Origin of the sequence: Paenibacillus ihbetae (genome assembly GCF_002741055.1) — a bacterium.
Taxonomy (GTDB): Bacteria; Bacillota; Bacilli; order Paenibacillales; family Paenibacillaceae; genus Paenibacillus_AQ; species Paenibacillus_AQ ihbetae.
Genome location: NZ_CP016809.1, coordinates 1,461,930 through 1,478,188, shown reverse-complemented (window position 1 = coordinate 1,478,188; position 16,259 = coordinate 1,461,930). Strand labels below are relative to the sequence as shown.

13 protein-coding genes are annotated in these 16,259 nt (G+C 53.2%); 10 read left to right on the top strand and 3 right to left on the bottom strand.

Annotation, left to right across the window (positions count from 1 at the left end; all coding sequences use genetic code 11):
- Nucleotides 1–266: 266 nt before the first annotated feature.
- The 5 genes from araA (at nt 267) to BBD41_RS06735 (ending at nt 6,994) form a co-directional block, all read left to right on the top strand.
- Nucleotides 267–1,754 carry an L-arabinose isomerase gene (gene araA / locus BBD41_RS06755; protein WP_099477086.1) on the top strand — a complete coding sequence of 496 codons (1,488 nt, stop codon included), beginning with the start codon at nt 267–269 and terminating at the stop codon, nt 1,752–1,754.
- Between the two features lie 122 nt (nt 1,755–1,876).
- Nucleotides 1,877–2,986, top strand: a complete 1,110-nt coding sequence (locus tag BBD41_RS06750) for a GntR family transcriptional regulator (protein ID WP_189636184.1) — start codon at nt 1,877–1,879, stop codon at nt 2,984–2,986.
- A 93-nt stretch (nt 2,987–3,079) separates the two neighbouring features.
- On the top strand, nt 3,080–3,769 hold the full coding sequence (gene araD / locus BBD41_RS06745; RefSeq protein ID WP_028405028.1) for an L-ribulose-5-phosphate 4-epimerase: 690 nt from the start codon (nt 3,080–3,082) through the stop codon (nt 3,767–3,769).
- Between the two features lie 213 nt (nt 3,770–3,982).
- A complete protein-coding gene (locus tag BBD41_RS06740; protein ID WP_099477085.1) occupies nt 3,983–5,653 on the top strand; it encodes a ribulokinase in 1,671 nt (556 codons plus the stop codon).
- A 159-nt stretch (nt 5,654–5,812) separates the two neighbouring features.
- Complete coding sequence (locus tag BBD41_RS06735; protein ID WP_099477084.1) at nt 5,813–6,994, top strand: sn-glycerol-1-phosphate dehydrogenase; 1,182 nt, start codon at nt 5,813–5,815, stop codon at nt 6,992–6,994.
- A gap of 422 nt (nt 6,995–7,416) precedes the next feature.
- Here the strand turns inward: BBD41_RS06735 and BBD41_RS06730 are convergent, their stop codons facing one another.
- Nucleotides 7,417–8,334, bottom strand: coding sequence for an ArsR/SmtB family transcription factor (locus BBD41_RS06730; protein WP_099477083.1), 918 nt, complete (start codon nt 8,332–8,334; stop codon nt 7,417–7,419).
- Between the two features lie 412 nt (nt 8,335–8,746).
- Between BBD41_RS06730 and arfA the strand changes: the two genes are divergently transcribed.
- The 5 genes from arfA to BBD41_RS06705 all read left to right on the top strand — a co-directional run bounded on the left by arfA (nt 8,747) and on the right by BBD41_RS06705 (nt 13,921).
- Nucleotides 8,747–10,234, top strand: coding sequence for an arabinosylfuranosidase ArfA (gene arfA / locus BBD41_RS06725; RefSeq protein ID WP_206098316.1), 1,488 nt, complete (start codon nt 8,747–8,749; stop codon nt 10,232–10,234).
- 183 nt (nt 10,235–10,417) lie between these two features.
- Nucleotides 10,418–11,746: an ABC transporter substrate-binding protein gene (locus BBD41_RS06720; protein WP_099480495.1), complete on the top strand. Its 1,329-nt coding sequence runs from the start codon at nt 10,418–10,420 to the stop codon at nt 11,744–11,746.
- An 80-nt stretch (nt 11,747–11,826) separates the two neighbouring features.
- Nucleotides 11,827–12,720 carry a carbohydrate ABC transporter permease gene (locus tag BBD41_RS06715; protein ID WP_077569137.1) on the top strand — a complete coding sequence of 298 codons (894 nt, stop codon included), beginning with the start codon at nt 11,827–11,829 and terminating at the stop codon, nt 12,718–12,720.
- Nucleotides 12,721–12,722: 2 nt separating this feature from the next.
- Nucleotides 12,723–13,556, top strand: a complete 834-nt coding sequence (locus BBD41_RS06710; protein ID WP_099477081.1) for a carbohydrate ABC transporter permease — start codon at nt 12,723–12,725, stop codon at nt 13,554–13,556.
- 149 nt (nt 13,557–13,705) lie between these two features.
- Nucleotides 13,706–13,921: a DUF2905 domain-containing protein gene (locus BBD41_RS06705; RefSeq protein WP_099477080.1), complete on the top strand. Its 216-nt coding sequence runs from the start codon at nt 13,706–13,708 to the stop codon at nt 13,919–13,921.
- A 199-nt stretch (nt 13,922–14,120) separates the two neighbouring features.
- Here the strand turns inward: BBD41_RS06705 and BBD41_RS06700 are convergent, their stop codons facing one another.
- A complete protein-coding gene (locus BBD41_RS06700) occupies nt 14,121–14,996 on the bottom strand; it encodes a YitT family protein (RefSeq protein WP_099477079.1) in 876 nt (291 codons plus the stop codon).
- Between the two features lie 17 nt (nt 14,997–15,013).
- Nucleotides 15,014–16,258: a cation:proton antiporter gene (locus BBD41_RS06695; RefSeq protein WP_099477078.1), complete on the bottom strand. Its 1,245-nt coding sequence runs from the start codon at nt 16,256–16,258 to the stop codon at nt 15,014–15,016.
- Nucleotide 16,259: the final 1 nt, after the last annotated feature.

Below are 16,259 nucleotides of genomic sequence, written 5' to 3'. Positions count from 1 at the left end.
CTGCGTGATGATTAGGAAATGAAAGCCGGGCTCCGGCTGCTGAAGCTGGACAGATCGAAAATCATAGAGGCTGATTCAGGCAATGAGAGCAATGCTGTGCCTGCTTCAGCCTCTTTTTGTATAAATTCTGCTTGCTATTTATGATAAGCACGGGTAGAATGTGAGTAAATCAACTTGTACGTACAATTAGGTGATATTAAAACGATTATAATTATAGGTATGTACAAGTTAGCTAAACAGCACTCATAACAGGAGGCGTTATAATCATGAAGTTGAAACCGCATACTTTTTGGTTCGTTACCGGCAGCCAGCATTTATACGGACCGGAGACGCTTGAACAGGTTGCAGAGCATTCCCGCATCGTAGCCGCCGATTTTGGCAAGGATCCGGTATTTCCGTACCCTATCGTGTTCAAGCCGATCGTAACGACACCGGATGAGATATACCATTTGATTCTCGAGGCCAACAATGATGAGACCTGTGCAGGGATCATGACCTGGATGCACACATTCTCCCCTGCGAAAATGTGGATCGCCGGCTTGTCCCAATTGCAGAAGCCGCTTCTTCATTTCCACACCCAATTCAACCGCGATATTCCTTGGGAAACGATCGACATGGATTTCATGAACCTGAACCAGTCCGCGCACGGAGACCGTGAATACGGCCATATCGGAGCACGTCTCGGCATCGCCCGCAAGGTCGTTGTCGGCCACTGGGAGGACGGCGAGGTTCGCGGCGCGATCGCGGGCTGGATGCGAACGGCTGCCGCTTATGCAGAGAGCCGCAGACTGAAGGTTGCCCGCTTTGGCGATAACATGCGCCAAGTTGCCGTGACCGAGGGGGATAAGGTCGAAGCGCAAATTAAGCTTGGATGGTCCGTCAACGGCTATGGCATCGGCGATCTGGTTCATGCGATGAATCAAGTCGGCGACGATGAAGTGAAGGCGCTGCTGAACGAATATGCGGAGCAGTACTCCATCACGAAGGAAGGGCTCTCTGACGGTCCGGTCCGCGATTCCATCGCTTATCAAGCCCGCATCGAGATCGGTTTGCGTCGCTTCCTCGAAGAGGGCGGATTTGGCGCATTCACGACGACATTCGAGGATTTGCACGGCATGGAGCAGCTTCCCGGCTTAGCCGTACAGAGACTGATGGAAGCAGGCTACGGATTCGGCGGCGAAGGCGACTGGAAGACGGCGGCGTTGACCCGAGTTCTGAAGGTCCTTGCGGGCAATAAGAGCACTTCCTTTATGGAGGACTACACCTATCATTTCGAGCCGGGTAACCATATGATTCTCGGATCCCACATGCTGGAGGTATGTCCTACCATCGCGCTCGATAAGCCATCGGTTGAGGTACATCCGCTCGGTATCGGCGGAAAAGCCGACCCGGCCCGTCTCGTATTCAACGGCCAGGACGGTCCGGCCGTGAATGCATCGCTCGTCGACCTCGGCCATCGATTCCGCCTTCTCGTCAATGTCGTGGACGGCGTCAAAGTGGAGAAGCCGATGCCGAAGCTGCCTGTAGCCCGCGTATTGTGGAAGCCGCAGCCGTCGCTTCGGGAATCGGCAGAGGCTTGGATTTTGGCCGGCGGCGCGCATCATACGGTGCTTTCTTACGCGATCACGTCCGAGCAGCTGAGCGACTGGGCGGAGATGGCCGGTATTGAAGCGGTTATCATTGACAAAGACACAAGCCTGGCCCGGTTTAAAAATGAACTCCGCTGGAGCGAAGCTGCCTATCGTCTTCGCTAAGCGGGTTTCGGGTTCTGTCAGTAATGCCCTGGCCTGTGTTACAATAACGAGATAGCTCCGGAATGATCAATGAATAAAGGATTGATTCCGGTATCATGAGTGCGTAAGGCTAGAGGTGAATGATGAATAACAGACGGATACCCAAATATATTGTATTGAAGAACGAGCTGCTGTCCTGGTTCGAATCGGGCAGGCTGGAGCCGGGGAAGCAGGTGCCCTCGGAGCATGAGATCGCCGATCAGTTCGGCGTCAGCCGGCAAACGGTCCGCCAAACCTTCGGCGAGCTGGAGAAGGAAGGCTGGCTTGAGCGAATTCAGGGCAAGGGGACGTTCGCGAAAAATCCCAAGCGGCACGGCAGCGAGCAGGTGAAGACGATCGGCATCATCACAACCTACATCTCCGATTACATCTTTCCGCATATTGTCCGCGGGGCGGAAGCCGAGCTTCGCAGCAGAGGCTACCGCCTCCTGCTGGCAAGCACGGACAACAACAAGGAGAAGGAGATGGAGAGCCTGCAGCTGATGACAAGCCAGCCGCTCAGCGGGCTGATCATCGAGCCGACCAAGAGTGCGGAAGGCAACCCGAACCTCGGTTATTTTTTGTCACTGCAGGAGAAAGGGATTCCGTTTCTGATGATCAACGAGAAGTATCAGGAGCTCGAATGCCCGTGCCTGAAAGTGGATGACGAGGCCGGAGGCTATAAGGCTGCCCGCCACCTGATCGAGAAGGGCCACACCCGGATTGCCGGCTTCTTTAAAAGGGATGACCTCCAGGGCGTAAACCGGCTGAAGGGCTTTCTGCGCGCCCACCGGGAATTCGGCATTCCGGTGTCGCCTGACCGGGTGATCACCTATACGACCGAGCAGCGGAACGTGCTCCCCTACGAGCAGGCGGTGCAGCTGCTGAGCCGGCCGCAGGACCAGCGTCCGACGGGGCTGGTATGCTACAACGACGAGCTGGCCGTTGCCCTGATCGAAGCAGCAGGACGCTGCGGCCACCATATCCCTAGCGATGTATCGGTGATCGGCTTTGACGATTCGGCGCTCGCCTTGGCAGCGGGAGCGAAATTGACGACATTGACGCATCCGAAGACCGAGATGGGCGTGATGGCTGCCAGTCAGCTGATCAGCATGATTGAGGAGGCCGCCGTCATTGAGGATACGATCTTCCAGCCGCAGCTGGTGGAGAGGGAGTCCGTCATGAAACCGGCAGGACAGATACTGAATAGTTGAGCATAAATGAACAAAGGTCCGAGTAATCGGACCGGTGCTCGCCAACTTGTACGTACAACTATATTTTTCAAATATAGAGAGGAGCGGTTGTTCATGTTAGAGGATTTGAAACAGCAGGTGCTGGAAGCCAATCTGGCGCTGCCCAAGCATGGGCTTGTCACATTTACGTGGGGAAATGTAAGCGGGATAGACCGTGAGCAAGGGCTGGTCGTCATCAAGCCGAGCGGTGTCCCTTACGAGGAGTTAAAGGCGGAGGATATGGTCGTGCTGGACCTGCAAGGCCAAATTGTCGAAGGCCATCTGCGGCCATCTTCCGATACGCCGACCCACCTGGTGCTCTATCGGCATTTTACGGAGATCGGAGGGATCGTGCATACCCATTCCCCATGGGGAACGAGCTGGGCTCAGGCTGGGCGCGCACTGCCTGCTTATGGAACGACCCATGCGGATTACTTCTACGGAGAGATTCCCGTCACCCGCCCGATGACCCGCAGCGAAATTGAAGGAGACTATGAGCTCGAGACCGGCAACGTGATCGTCGAGCGTTTCGCTGATCTGGACCCGAACCGGATACCGGGGGTACTGGTTCATTCCCATGCCCCGTTCGTATGGGGAAAGGATGCGGATAATGCGGTTCACAATGCGGTCGTGCTCGAAGAGTGCGCCAAAATTGCGGCGAGAATGCAGCAGATCAATCCGGATACGCCTCCGATGGATCAAGCGCTGCTGGATCGGCACTATTTGCGAAAGCATGGCGTCAATGCCTATTACGGACAAAAGTAGAAATAGAACCCGCCTTTATTTTAATATTATGGATTTAATAAGTAATTGATCGAGGAAACAAAAGCAGCAGCGAGATTTTTAGGGGTCGTCGATCCCTTTGACAGCTTGTTTCAACCACGGTTCATTCAATTGAAGAAACAACAGGCGGACAACAGAACGATGAGCACAAAACAGGAGCACCTTTTTAACATTATGCTTTGAGGAGGAAATCAAGTGGGGAAAAAGTATACCATCGGTGTCGATTACGGTACCCAATCGGGCCGTGCGGTTCTGGTCGATCTGGCGAACGGGCATGAAATCGCCGATCATGTTACGCCTTACCGGCATCACGTCATTGACGAGGTATTGCCTGGCTCGGGGAAGAAGCTGGAGCATGACTGGGCGCTTCAGCATCCTGGTGATTATCTCGAGGTTTTGCGGGAATCGGTGCCGGCCGTCATTCGTCAGTCGGGAATCGATCCGGCGGACGTGATCGGCATCGGGATTGATTTTACGGCGTGCACGATGCTCCCGGTGGATGAACGGGGCGAGCCGCTTTGCTTCGATCCCGGACTTGCCGACGAGCCGCACAGCTGGGTGAAGCTATGGAAGCATCATGCGGCCCAGCCGGAAGCCGACAAGATTAACCGGATCGCGGCGGAGCGGGGCGAAGCCTTCCTTCCTCGCTACGGAGGCAAAATTTCATCCGAATGGATGATTGCTAAAGTATGGCAAATCCTTGATGAAGCGCCGGCCATCTATGAACGCGCGGATATGTTCCTTGAAGCGACGGACTGGGTGATCTCCCAAATGACGGGCAACATCGTCCGCAACAGCTGTACGGCAGGCTATAAAGCGATCTGGCACAAGCAGGACGGATATCCGAGCAAGGCGTATTTCAAAGCGCTTGATCCTAGGCTCGAGCATTTAACCGATACGAAGCTGCGCGGCGACGTTATTCCGCTCGGAAGCAACGCAGGCGGATTGACGGAAGCGATGGCCGAGATGATGGGGCTTAAGCCGGGTATTGCCGTTGCGGTAGGCAATGTGGACGCCCATGCGGCCGTACCGGCGGTCGGCGTGGTCACCCCCGGAAAGCTGGTTATGGCGATGGGAACCTCGATCTGCCATATGCTGCTAGGCACGGAAGAGAAGCAGGTCGAAGGCATGTGCGGAGTTGTGGAGGACGGCATTATCCCGGGACTGTTCGGTTATGAGGCGGGACAATCGGCGGTCGGCGATATTTTCGAATGGTACGTGGAAGAAGCGCTCCCTGCTTATGTTAAAGAGGCTGCTGCGCAGGAGGGCATCGGTGTCCATCAATGGCTGGAGCGGGAAGCCGCGGCCTACAAGCCGGGCCAGACCGGGCTGCTGGCGCTCGATTGGTGGAACGGCAACCGCTCGGTGCTCGTGGATACGGATCTGACCGGGATGATCCTCGGGATGACCCTGTTGACGAAGCCGCAGGAGATATACCGGGCCCTGCTTGAAGCAACGGCGTTCGGTACCCGTAAAATCGTAGATGCATTCAATAATAACGGCGTGAATGTCGACGTACTGTATGCATGCGGAGGTTTGCCGCAGAAAAATCGCCTGCTGATGCAGATTTATGCGGATGTCACCAACCGCGAAATCATCGTAGCAGACTCCAAGCAGACACCGGCCCTCGGAGCGGCGATGTTTGCGGCCGTCGCGGCAGGCAAGGAGCAGGGCGGCTACGATACGATCATTGATGCCGCCCAATATATGGCGCGCGTGAAGGAAGAGACCTTCAAGCCGATCCCCGAGCATGTAGAAGTGTACGACTCGTTGTATCAGGAATACAGCAAGCTGCATGATTATTTCGGACGCGGCGAGAACGATGTGATGAAGCGGTTGAAGCGGATTAAGCAGGCCGCCGAATAAACCGACGTAATTGTCGTGACAGCTACTTTTATAGGGCGGTACCTACAGCGTTTGCAGGAATATGCTGCGTGCTTGCCCTAACATCCAATGGTTTGTTCAACTTGTATAGAGATAAAGATATATTGCAGATATGCCGGAATGGAGAGGGGAGAAGCTGCAATGACGGATCATTTAAGCTACGCGAAGAGCCTGGTCAGCGAGATGAAGGAACAGAATCCGGGCTTTGGCGGACTTTCGCATATGGTGCTTGAAGCGGGTGCCGTTCTTCAAGTGTCCCGTTACGTTAAGGAGAACGGCCTCGGACCTTCCATCATTGTCGTAGATGCGAATACGTACGAGGCTTGCGGCAAAATATTGGAGGAGCAGTTTGCGGCAGAGGGACTGGAGGCCAGGCTATGCCTCCTGAAGCCGGACAAACAGGGGGATGTGGTCGCGGACGAGCAGTCGATCATGCAGCTGTTCATTGAAGCGGAGCCGGCGCGCACGGGCAGCCTGATCGCGGCCGGTTCAGGCACGATTCATGATATTGCGCGCTTCGTGAGCCACCGCACCGGCAAGCCGTTCATTTCCGTGCCGACGGCTCCTTCGGTGGACGGATTTACTTCGCTCGGAGCTCCTATCATCGTGCGCGGCGTAAAACAAACCTTCCCGGCTGCGGCTCCGGTCGCCATCTTCGCGGATCTGGACATCCTAACCAGTGCGCCGCAGCCGCTCGTTGCGGCCGGCTTTGGCGATATGCTCGGCAAGTATACGTCGCTGTTCGACTGGAAATTTTCGGCGCTGGCCGGAAACGAGCCGTATAATGATCAGGTGGCCATGATTACAGAGCGTGCGCTTGAAGCCTGTGTCAGACATGTGGAGTCGATCGGCGAGCGGTCTGAAGAAGGGATAAGGACTCTGATGACGGCGCTGATCGAGTCCGGCATCGCCATGCTGCTGTTCGGACAGTCCCACCCGGCATCGGGCGCAGAGCATCACTTGTCCCATTACTGGGAAATGGAATATTTGCGTCTCGGACGTCGTGCGCTGCTGCATGGAGCCAAGGTGGGCGTCGCCTGCGGCGAGATTTCCCGGCTGTATCATAATGCAGTGGATAACGGGATCCTTCCGGGCGTCGAGCCGAAGGAATGGAACCCGCTGCGGCATCGGGCGCGGGAGTGGCTTGAGCACGTGCCGGCCCAAGATGAGATTGCCCGTCTATTGAAGCAGGCCGGCGGCCCGTCCAGCATCAGCGAGCTCGGTGTTGACCGAGCACTGCTGGAGTCAAGTCTTCAGGAAGCCCACACGCTGCGAAATCGTCACACGCTGTTGCGGATATTGAATGAAGCAAGGGACCATTAGGGAACCGAGCGCACTAGAAGATAAGCGAGCAGTCGAATGGCTGAAAGCCGTGTATATCGAAGCAAGCCGGGCGAATATCGCGCCGGTTATATAAGAACGAGCCTGAACTCGTCTAGATGATCTTGTAAAAAACAATAGCTAAATATTTCAAAAATCTTGGGTGGTTTCACCCGAGAAACGAAAATTTGAAATGATCATGAAACCAAAAGAACTGTCCCAATGCAGAATGTTCTACCGGGGGACAGTTCTTTTGTTCATACTATGAGAAATCAACAGGCGAAAGGTTAACCCAGCATGTTTCGATTACCTTCAAGCGTGGCTTTAGCCTAGTTAAGGAGGGTTTCGGACAAATGAAAATGCTCACTCAGTAGCCCGTATATGCGATTATCGAGCCGGAGCCGTTCCTCAGAACGGCTCCGCTTCTATTCTTCCTTCACATCGTAGAGCACGCGCGCCAGCAGATCCTGGCTGTAATTGCCGAAGTGCTTGCCGTAAATCGTTAGGCCCCGTTTGTTGACGGAGCGCTCGTTAACTGCAATCCGGAACGTAATGTCGCTCTTGTAATTAAGCTGGATCTGGTCCAGGCTGACGTCCGAAATGCGGCAGCCATCGATGAAGCTGCCCTCCTGATTGATCCGGATCAGCTTCAGCATGCCGTATTGATTCAGATGAGGCGGCCACCATTCCGGATTGAAGGTGCCGCGGGTGTCTCCGAAATCGCCGGGGCTGGTCCAGCTGCCAAGCTCCACTCCGTTAATATAGAAAAAAATGTCCGACGGATAATTGTCGCAAAATCCCGGCGCTTCGGAGCCGAGCTCCAAGGAAAACTGAATTTCGCGAAATGCCTGGTTCGGCTTTAAATAGTTCGGAATGCGGTACTCCAGAAACCCTTCTGTCAGCCAAATGATTTCGGCATCGATCCGCTGCGGATCGGCGAAGTAGCGCGGATCGTCGAAGTCCCCGATAATGCTGTCCTTGGTTGCCAGACCGCAGGTCGGAACGGCCTGATAGTCGCTGTAATGCCCGACCCGAATCTCGACCTCGTACAAATTCTCGACATCCTTGCTGCGCAAATCCACCATCAGCTTATCCTTGTTCAGATAGCAGATCTTCTGAATGCCGTGTTTGCCTCCGGTGGTGTGGATTTCAATCAGTCCGCTTTCCTCCAGCTTCTTGATATGCATGGTGATGGCACCGTTGCTTAGGTTCAGCCGGTTGGCCAAATCGTTCAAATTGAGGCTTTGATTCTTGGCAAGCAGCTCAAGAATCTGGATGCGAATATCGGAGCTGAGCGCTTTGAAAATATCCAGTCCGCTCATTAAATCCTTAATATAGATCATGGTATTCAAAACCTTCTTCCAGTTAGGTGATAGGACACATGCACAGGCTTCACTTCGGTTTATTTCAAATAATTATAAATCAATATGTCGAGGAAATAAAGATGCCAGTTTTCCATGTCAAAATGGCTGCTGCAATTCAGGAAAAAAGTCGAAAACAACGCATTTCCTCCATATTTATATAAACCAAAACCCCAAAAACAGTGGAAGGGGAAGGGATGAAAATCCCCAAATAACAAGAAATTTGAATTTGATTCAAACAAATATAAATTATTTTATATTTTATTATTTACATCCAAATTCTCATATGCTATTTTATAACTGAAAACGGATTCATTCAATATCATTTGAATTGTTTTATAATTTAATTAAATGGAAGGTGAACGATTTGACAGCTAAGAACACCAAGGCACGCATGATCGTGGATAAATCATTCCGCATCGCCCAAGTTGATAACCGGATTTATGGATCCTTTATCGAGCATCTTGGCCGTGCCGTGTATGGAGGCATTTACGAACCCGGACACGAGACGGCGGACGCAAGCGGGTTTCGGAACGACGTGAAAGCTTTGATCAAGGAGTTGAACGTTCCGATCATTCGTTATCCGGGCGGGAACTTTGTATCGGGTTATAACTGGGAAGACGGCGTTGGGCCGGTTGCCGAACGCCCCAAGCGGCTCGAGCTTGCCTGGCGGACGCTGGAGCCCAATGAGGTCGGCACGAACGAGTTTATTTCCTGGGCTAAGGAGGTCGGCTCCGATGTCATGATGGCCGTTAACCTGGGCACCCGGGGCATCGATGCCGCCCGAAATTTACTGGAGTACACGAACCACCCGGGAGGCACTTACTGGAGCGATCTGCGCCGCAGTCACGGCTACGAGCAGCCGCACAAGATCAAGACCTGGTGTCTCGGCAACGAGATGGATGGTCCATGGCAGATCGGTCATAAAACCTCCGCCGAATACGGCAGGCTGGCTGTCGAAACCGCAAGAGCCATGCGTCTTGTGGACCCGGATATCGAGCTGGTTGCTTGCGGAAGCTCCAGCTCCTCGATGCCGACCTTCCCTGAGTGGGAAGCCGTTACGCTCGACCATACGTATGAGGCCGTCGACTACATATCGCTGCACCAGTACTATGGCAACCGTGATAACGACACCGCCAACTATTTGGCGCTAACCCTCGATATGGATCACTTTATCCATACCGTGAAGTCTACCTGCGATTACATTAAAGCCAAGAAGCGAAGCAAAAAAACGATGTATCTCAGCTTTGACGAATGGAATGTCTGGTATCATTCCAACGATGCGGATCGAAAAATTGAGCCTTGGACGGTGGCTCCGCCTCAGCTGGAGGATGTCTACAACTTCGAGGACGCCCTGCTGGTCGGAAGCATGCTGATCACGTTCCTCCGTCACGCGGACCGGCTGAAGATGGCATGTCTGGCGCAGCTGGTTAACGTTATTGCGCCGATCATGACGGAAAACGGAGGACGCGCCTGGAAGCAGACCATCTTCTATCCGTATCTGCATGCTTCGAAATACGGCCGCGGCGTATCGCTGCTTCCGATCGTGGATTCGCCGGTATACGATTCCAAGGATTTCACGGATGTGCCGTATTTGGACAGCGCGGTCGTGCATAACGAGGAGGAGGAGGAAATCACGATCTTTGCCGTCAACCGCCATCTGGAAGAAGCGCTGGAGCTGTCCTGCGACGTCCGCAGCTTCGAGGGCTACCGTCTTGTCGAGCATATCGTGCTGGAGCACGAGGATCTGAAAGCGGTGAATACCGCTGCAGAGGAGAAGGTAAAGCCGCATAACCGCGGAGAAGCGAAGCTCGATAGCGGAATCGTGACGGCAAGGCTTGCCAAGGCATCCTGGAATGTCATCCGTTTGAAAAAGGCCTAAACACAATATTATTAGAGCAGCTGCGCATCCACTGCGCACTGCTCTATCTCCCAATAATTATTCCATTGCACATTTTGTAAGCGCTTCACTTTCGGAGCGAGTGTCTGAAGGGTCAGATGCATTTTCTGTTTTGAAGTGACGGTTGGAATCGAGTGAATGAATATTTCGGGGAGGGTCTTGATGATGACAAAGAAGTGGGCAATTGTGAGTCTCATACTATCGATGGCGCTGCTGCTGTGGGGCTGCGGAAAGTCCGGCGGTACCGGCGGCGAAACCTCTGTTCTGGACGGAGGGGCCGGCGAGAACGCGACGGAGCTGTCCTATTGGACATTCGTGGAGCTCCACGGACAGCATTTCGAGAAGATGCTGGGGAAATGGAACGCGGAGAACCCGGACCGGCAGATTAAGCTCAACGTTACTGTGATGCCATATGACGACATGCATAACAAATTATCGATTGCCGTTCAGTCCGGCACCGGTGCACCTGATATTGCCGATATCGAGCTTGGCAAATTCCCGGATTTTCTGGCCGGCACGCCGCAGCTTGAGCCGCTGAACGACGTCATTGACCCATACCGAGACACCCTCGTCCAGTCCCGAATCGACCTTTACAGCAAGGACGGCGTTAACTATGGCGCACCGACGCATGTCGGCGCTAGCGTAGCGTTTTATAATACCGAAATCTTGAAGGAAGCCGGCGTAAATTACGAGGATATCGTCACCTGGGAGGACTTCAAGCAGGCGGGAATCCAAGTGTATGAAAAAACCGGAAAATATATGGGAACCGCCGATACGAGCGCCGCTTGGCAGGCTTCCATGCTGCTTGCGCAGCAGGGTGCCGATCTGACCGATGAATCGGGCAATCCGATCGTAAATTCGGAGGAAATGGTGAAGGCGATGACGCTGCTGAAGGATTTGCAGGACAACAACGTTATCGCTACGATTGCCGGCGGGCAGCCGGATACGGAGGAGGCCTACGGCGAATTCAATGCCGGCAATTATGCGACGGCCTTTATGCCGCTGTGGCAGATGTCCAGATACACCAATTACATGCCGGACCTGTCGGGTAAAATTGCGATCGCTCCCATTCCTGTTATGGAGGAGGGCATGCCAAGGTCAGTCGGAGGCGGGGGAACCGGTACTGTCGTCACCAAAACCGCCAAGGACGTCAAGCTGGCGAAGGATTTCCTTGCTTTTGCCAAACTGTCCCTGGACGCCAACAAGGAGATTTGGAACACGCTCGGATTCGACCCGGTCAATATGGATGTCTGGGAGATGAAGGATGTGACCCATAATCCCGAGAATCAGTTCGTGAAGTACTTCGTCAACAATCCGTTTGACGTGCTAAATGAACTAAAGGATGAAATCCGCCTCATTAAGTCAACCTCCGCGTCGCCCACAATCAATAACGTCCTCTGTACAACGACCTTCAATGAGATATTCGAGGACGGCAAGGATATTACCGAAGCTTTGAATGACGCGCAGAAGCAAATCGAGCAGGAATTGAAATAGCCGTGTGATGGATATGCATTCAATCGAAAAAGAGCTGCCCCTATGCCAGGGGCGGCTCTCTTCAAAAGGAGTAGAGTCCGATGATTAAAAAATTTCTGTACTCCCAGAAGGTGGCTCCTTATGTATTTGTCCTGCCGTTCATCCTCGTCTTTCTCGTGTTCTGGGTGTACCCTCTCGGGAGCTCGCTCGGCATGAGCTTTCAGAAGATTCAGCTGGGCCAAGAGGCGTCATGGATCGGCTTGGACAACTATGAGAAGCTGTCAGGAGACGGCGTGTTTCTAAAGGCGGTGACGAACAGTGCGATCTATATGGTCCTTACGCTGCTTATCCTCATTCCGTTTCCGATGCTGTTTGCGGTGTTGATCAACAGCAAGCTGATGTGGGGAAGGGAGTTTTTCAAGTCGTCCTTCTTTTTCCCTGCGCTGACCTCCGTTGTCGTAGCGGGCACGATCTTCCGGCTTATGTTCGGCGAGATGGAAGGCTCGCTGATCAATAGCATATTAGGCTGGTTCGGCATCGACCCCGTCAAATTTTTGAAAGGACAGGTGACCGGCTTTATCGCATTGCTGGCTTTGGCAACCTGGCGCTGGACCGGAGTCAATATGCTGTATTTTTTATCGGGCTTGAAGAACATTCCGGATGAATATTACGAGGCGGCCTCCATTGACGGCGCGTCATCCTTTCAGAAATTCACGAAAATCACCATGCCCTTGCTGAAGCCGACCACGATTTATGTGCTGACGATCAGCATTTATGCAGGCTTGGCCATGTTCATCGAGAGCATGATGCTGTGGAACGGCAACAATTCCCCTAAAAATATCGGCCTCACCATCGTCGGGTACTTGTACCGCCAAGGAATCGAGAAGAACAATCTGGGATATGCCGCCGCCGTCGGGATCGTGCTTCTTGCCATTACGATGATCATTAATCTGACGCAGCTCAAGCTGTCGGGCATGTTCAAGAAGGAGGATTGACCATGAGACGGGAAACGGTGATCAAGGTGCTGCTCTTTCTTCTTTTCGCGGTTCTGTGCTTCCTGATTCTGGTGCCCTTTTATGCGGTGACGATTGCATCCTTCAAGCCTGGCGAGGATCTGATCCGGTATGGGCTCAACCTGAAATTCGATCTGTCGGTCATCAATTTTGATAATTTTGCCTACCTCTTTACCGGAGACCATTCCTACTTCATGTGGTTCTTCAACTCCCTGCTGTTGACGGTGGTTCAGGTAGCGTTAACTTTGATCGTCAGCGCGACGGTGGCATACGGGTTTGCCGCATATGATTTCGTCGGAAAAAACCTGCTGTTCGTATGCGTGCTTCTGATCATGATGGTACCGTTTGAGATTCTGCTGCTCCCGCTGTACACGCTGACGTACAACATCGGCCTCATGAATTCGTATTCGGCCATCGTGCTCCCCGGCATCGCCAGCGCGGCCACCATTTTCTTCTTCAGGCAGTATTTGCGCGGCGTCCCGAAAGAAATTATCGCTGCAGGGAGAGTTGACGGCGCCTCGGAGTACGGCATCTATATGCGGCTTATTCTGCCCGTCATGAAGCCTTCCTTCGCGGCAATGGCGATCCTGAACGGGATGAACAGCTGGAATAACTTTCTGTGGCCTTTTATGGTGCTCAGCGATGCGAATAAATATACGCTGCCCATCGGCTTGAAGACGCTGCTGACCCCCTACGGCAACAACTATGACCTGTTGATTGTCGGCTCCTTCTTCTCCATCATTCCGATCTTTATCCTGTTTGTGGCGTTCCAAAAATACTTCATTGACGGCATGACGGCGGGAGCGGTGAAGGGCTAAATGGGGATAAAACGAAAGAAGTGCAAATAGGGTTCATCCATTTCGGCATACGTAGAGGGCAACCTTGCATCCTGTCCGTCAAATCCTTTATGATACAAGAAACCGAGGCTTGCGCTTGCAGGTAGGATGAATGAATGAGGTGATGGAAGATGCATCCGGTGACCCGGACCCTGCTGTGGATTGGCGGCGCCTTGATCGTCGTCGGGCTGCTGTGGCCGGTAATCGGCCGCTTTATCGGGCGGCTGCCTGGCGATATCGTCGTGGATAAGCCGAATGTCAAAATTTATTTTCCGATCGTTACTTGCCTGGTGATCAGTGTTGTAGGATCCTTGATCCTGTTTCTGATCCAGCAATTTCGCAAATAGCCGGACATTCGGGCATTGCAGATATCCAGGAATGTGAAATGGATAAAAGATGATCCCTGTATCGTACAGGAATCATCTTTTTTAGTAGTTCGTGATCGGTGATGGTTGGAAGATACGTCCCAGCTTCAGCAGCATAGCAAGAGGCTGCCCGGGGTCAATGGACCTTCTGGACAGCCTCTTGGACTGGAGAGATGGAATCTCATTCATGCAGTATCGTAATTTCCGCACGGGGATCGAGGCTCCAGACGATCGATTTGAATCTGGGCATCTCCAGTACGTGAACCAAATAAACAAGCTCGTCGGTTTCAAGGGGGACAGGTAACGGGTTCTCCTCCCCATGTTCGCCTAAGACCGGGGGTCTCGGCTCATATCCCATCATGGCTTTGATACCCTGCGCAATCTCTGCCGAGCTGGCGCATTGGATGCGAATTTCCCGTTTCAAGGGAAGACGGGATGTTGTAATTCGCCCGGTTTCCAGTGCCAAGAGGCAGGCGACTGCGGAATACATCGCCCGTTCCCAGCCTAGAAGCAGCCCCGCCAGCGTTAACACCAGAAGGTTAACCAGGATCTGAATATAGGGCAGCTTCAGATGCGCAAGCAGATATGATAGCTGCTGGGGCAGTTTGGGCATCTGCAGCGTATCCAGCACGACGCCGTATCGAAGGCCGATGCCGATCCCGAGTCCGAGGAAAATGCCGCCGATGCCGGCGCTGCCAATCTTGCTGTCGACCAGCGACGGGATGGGGAAGAACAAAATCGAACAGACGGAAAACGTCAGCAAGCCGGCCGTAGCGATCAGAGCCCGCTCCCGGTCAGGCTGCCGGTAAACAAGCAGCAGCAGGGGCAAGTTCAGCCCAAACAGGAACATGCCGGTATGAAGCCCCGTCAGATGCGCCGCAAGCGCAGATATTCCCGATACGCCGCCTGCAATGATGCCGCTTGGCACAAGAAACAGATCCAGGCCGAAGGCGGCGATCAGTCCGCCAATGATGGCCATGGCCAGCCGCCTCCCCATGCCTTCCCTTTTGATTGCGCCCTGCACTTTGTTCATGGCCCTGTTCGGGACTTGAACCATAGGAAGTAACCCCTCCTTTATCCGCTGGCACTTTCATCCTTTAGCTTCGGTTTAACCGGTTTCTTCTCCTTGTAGTCTTTAAATTTAAAAATTTTATTCAAAAAGTTATACACATGCTTGGATTCTTTCGTCAGCAATGGCCCGAGAATCGCCAGGATCAGCACGTATAACGCGGCGAACGGCTGGATGAAGGCTGCAAGCCCGCCGGCTTTTCCCATATTGGCGAGAATAATCGAGAACTCCCCCCGGGATACGATAGTCAGGCCGATATTCGAGGATGCTTTGGTAGATAATCCTGCGCTGCGGCCTGCAAGCATGCCCGCGATAAAGTTGCCGAGCAGGGTGATGATAACGGCGATCAACGACAGCCATACAGCTCCGCCAAGCTCGGAAGGTACGATCGTTAAACCGAAACTAAAGAAGAATAACGCACCGAAGAAATCCCGGAACGGCAAAATTAAATGCTCAATCCGTTCGCGATGCTCGGTCTCCGCCAGGACAAGCCCGACGAGCAGCGCACCAATGGCTTCCGCCACGTGAATGGTCTCGGCAAAGCCCGCAAGCAGAAATAATGCTGCAAATATCACCAGGGCAAACAGTTCATTCGACCTGATATTAAGGGCTTTATTCAGCAATGGAACGGCTTTTCTGCCGACAATGATGACAAGCAGCATAAAGCCAAGTGCAATGACGGCTGACAGCAGCACGCCTCCGAGCGAGGAAGAGCCGCTTAGAACAAGACCGGACAGAATCGAAATATAGACGGCGAGGAACACGTCCTCGAACATAATGATGCCAAGAATCATTTCCGTCTCGGGATTTGCGGTTCTTCTCAGGTCAACCAGCACCTTGGCGACGATTGCGCTGGAGGATATCGTGGTAATCCCTGCAACGATGAGCGTCTCGGCGACTGGAAAGCCGGAGAATATCCCGATCATGAGCCCCAGCGTAAAGTTGATGGCAATATAAATGCTGCCGCCGATTACGATCGATTTGCCGGATTTAATGAGACGGCCGACGGAAAACTCCAGGCCGAGGTAGAACAATAGAAACAGCACGCCGATCCTGCCCATGAATTCAATGATCTCGGCGCTCTCAATAAAGCGGAAATCAAATTCGCCCCAGTGAAACGCATGCGGTCCTACCGCCATCCCTACCAAAATATAGAAGGGGACGACGGAAAACCGGAGTTTAGCGGATAACAGCCCCGCAAGGGCAATCAGGGCGATTGCCAATCCGACTTCTAAAACCATATGATTCATT

Bases quoted from the DNA above. Each gene is read 5' to 3' on its own strand.
- BBD41_RS06700 (WP_099477079.1), bottom strand. From the start codon at position 14,996: ATGGTTCAAGTCCCGAACAGGGCCATGAACAAAGTGCAGGGCGCAATC.
- BBD41_RS06720 (WP_099480495.1), top strand. From the start codon at position 10,418: ATGACAAAGAAGTGGGCAATTGTGAGTCTCATACTATCGATGGCGCTG.
- araD (WP_028405028.1), top strand. From the start codon at position 3,080: ATGTTAGAGGATTTGAAACAGCAGGTGCTGGAAGCCAATCTGGCGCTG.
- BBD41_RS06710 (WP_099477081.1), top strand. From the start codon at position 12,723: ATGAGACGGGAAACGGTGATCAAGGTGCTGCTCTTTCTTCTTTTCGCG.
- BBD41_RS06705 (WP_099477080.1), top strand. From the start codon at position 13,706: ATGCATCCGGTGACCCGGACCCTGCTGTGGATTGGCGGCGCCTTGATC.
- BBD41_RS06750 (WP_189636184.1), top strand. From the start codon at position 1,877: ATGAATAACAGACGGATACCCAAATATATTGTATTGAAGAACGAGCTG.
- BBD41_RS06735 (WP_099477084.1), top strand. From the start codon at position 5,813: ATGACGGATCATTTAAGCTACGCGAAGAGCCTGGTCAGCGAGATGAAG.
- BBD41_RS06695 (WP_099477078.1), bottom strand. From the start codon at position 16,258: ATGAATCATATGGTTTTAGAAGTCGGATTGGCAATCGCCCTGATTGCC.
- arfA (WP_206098316.1), top strand. From the start codon at position 8,747: ATGATCGTGGATAAATCATTCCGCATCGCCCAAGTTGATAACCGGATT.
- BBD41_RS06730 (WP_099477083.1), bottom strand. From the start codon at position 8,334: ATGATCTATATTAAGGATTTAATGAGCGGACTGGATATTTTCAAAGCG.
- araA (WP_099477086.1), top strand. From the start codon at position 267: ATGAAGTTGAAACCGCATACTTTTTGGTTCGTTACCGGCAGCCAGCAT.
- BBD41_RS06715 (WP_077569137.1), top strand. From the start codon at position 11,827: ATGATTAAAAAATTTCTGTACTCCCAGAAGGTGGCTCCTTATGTATTT.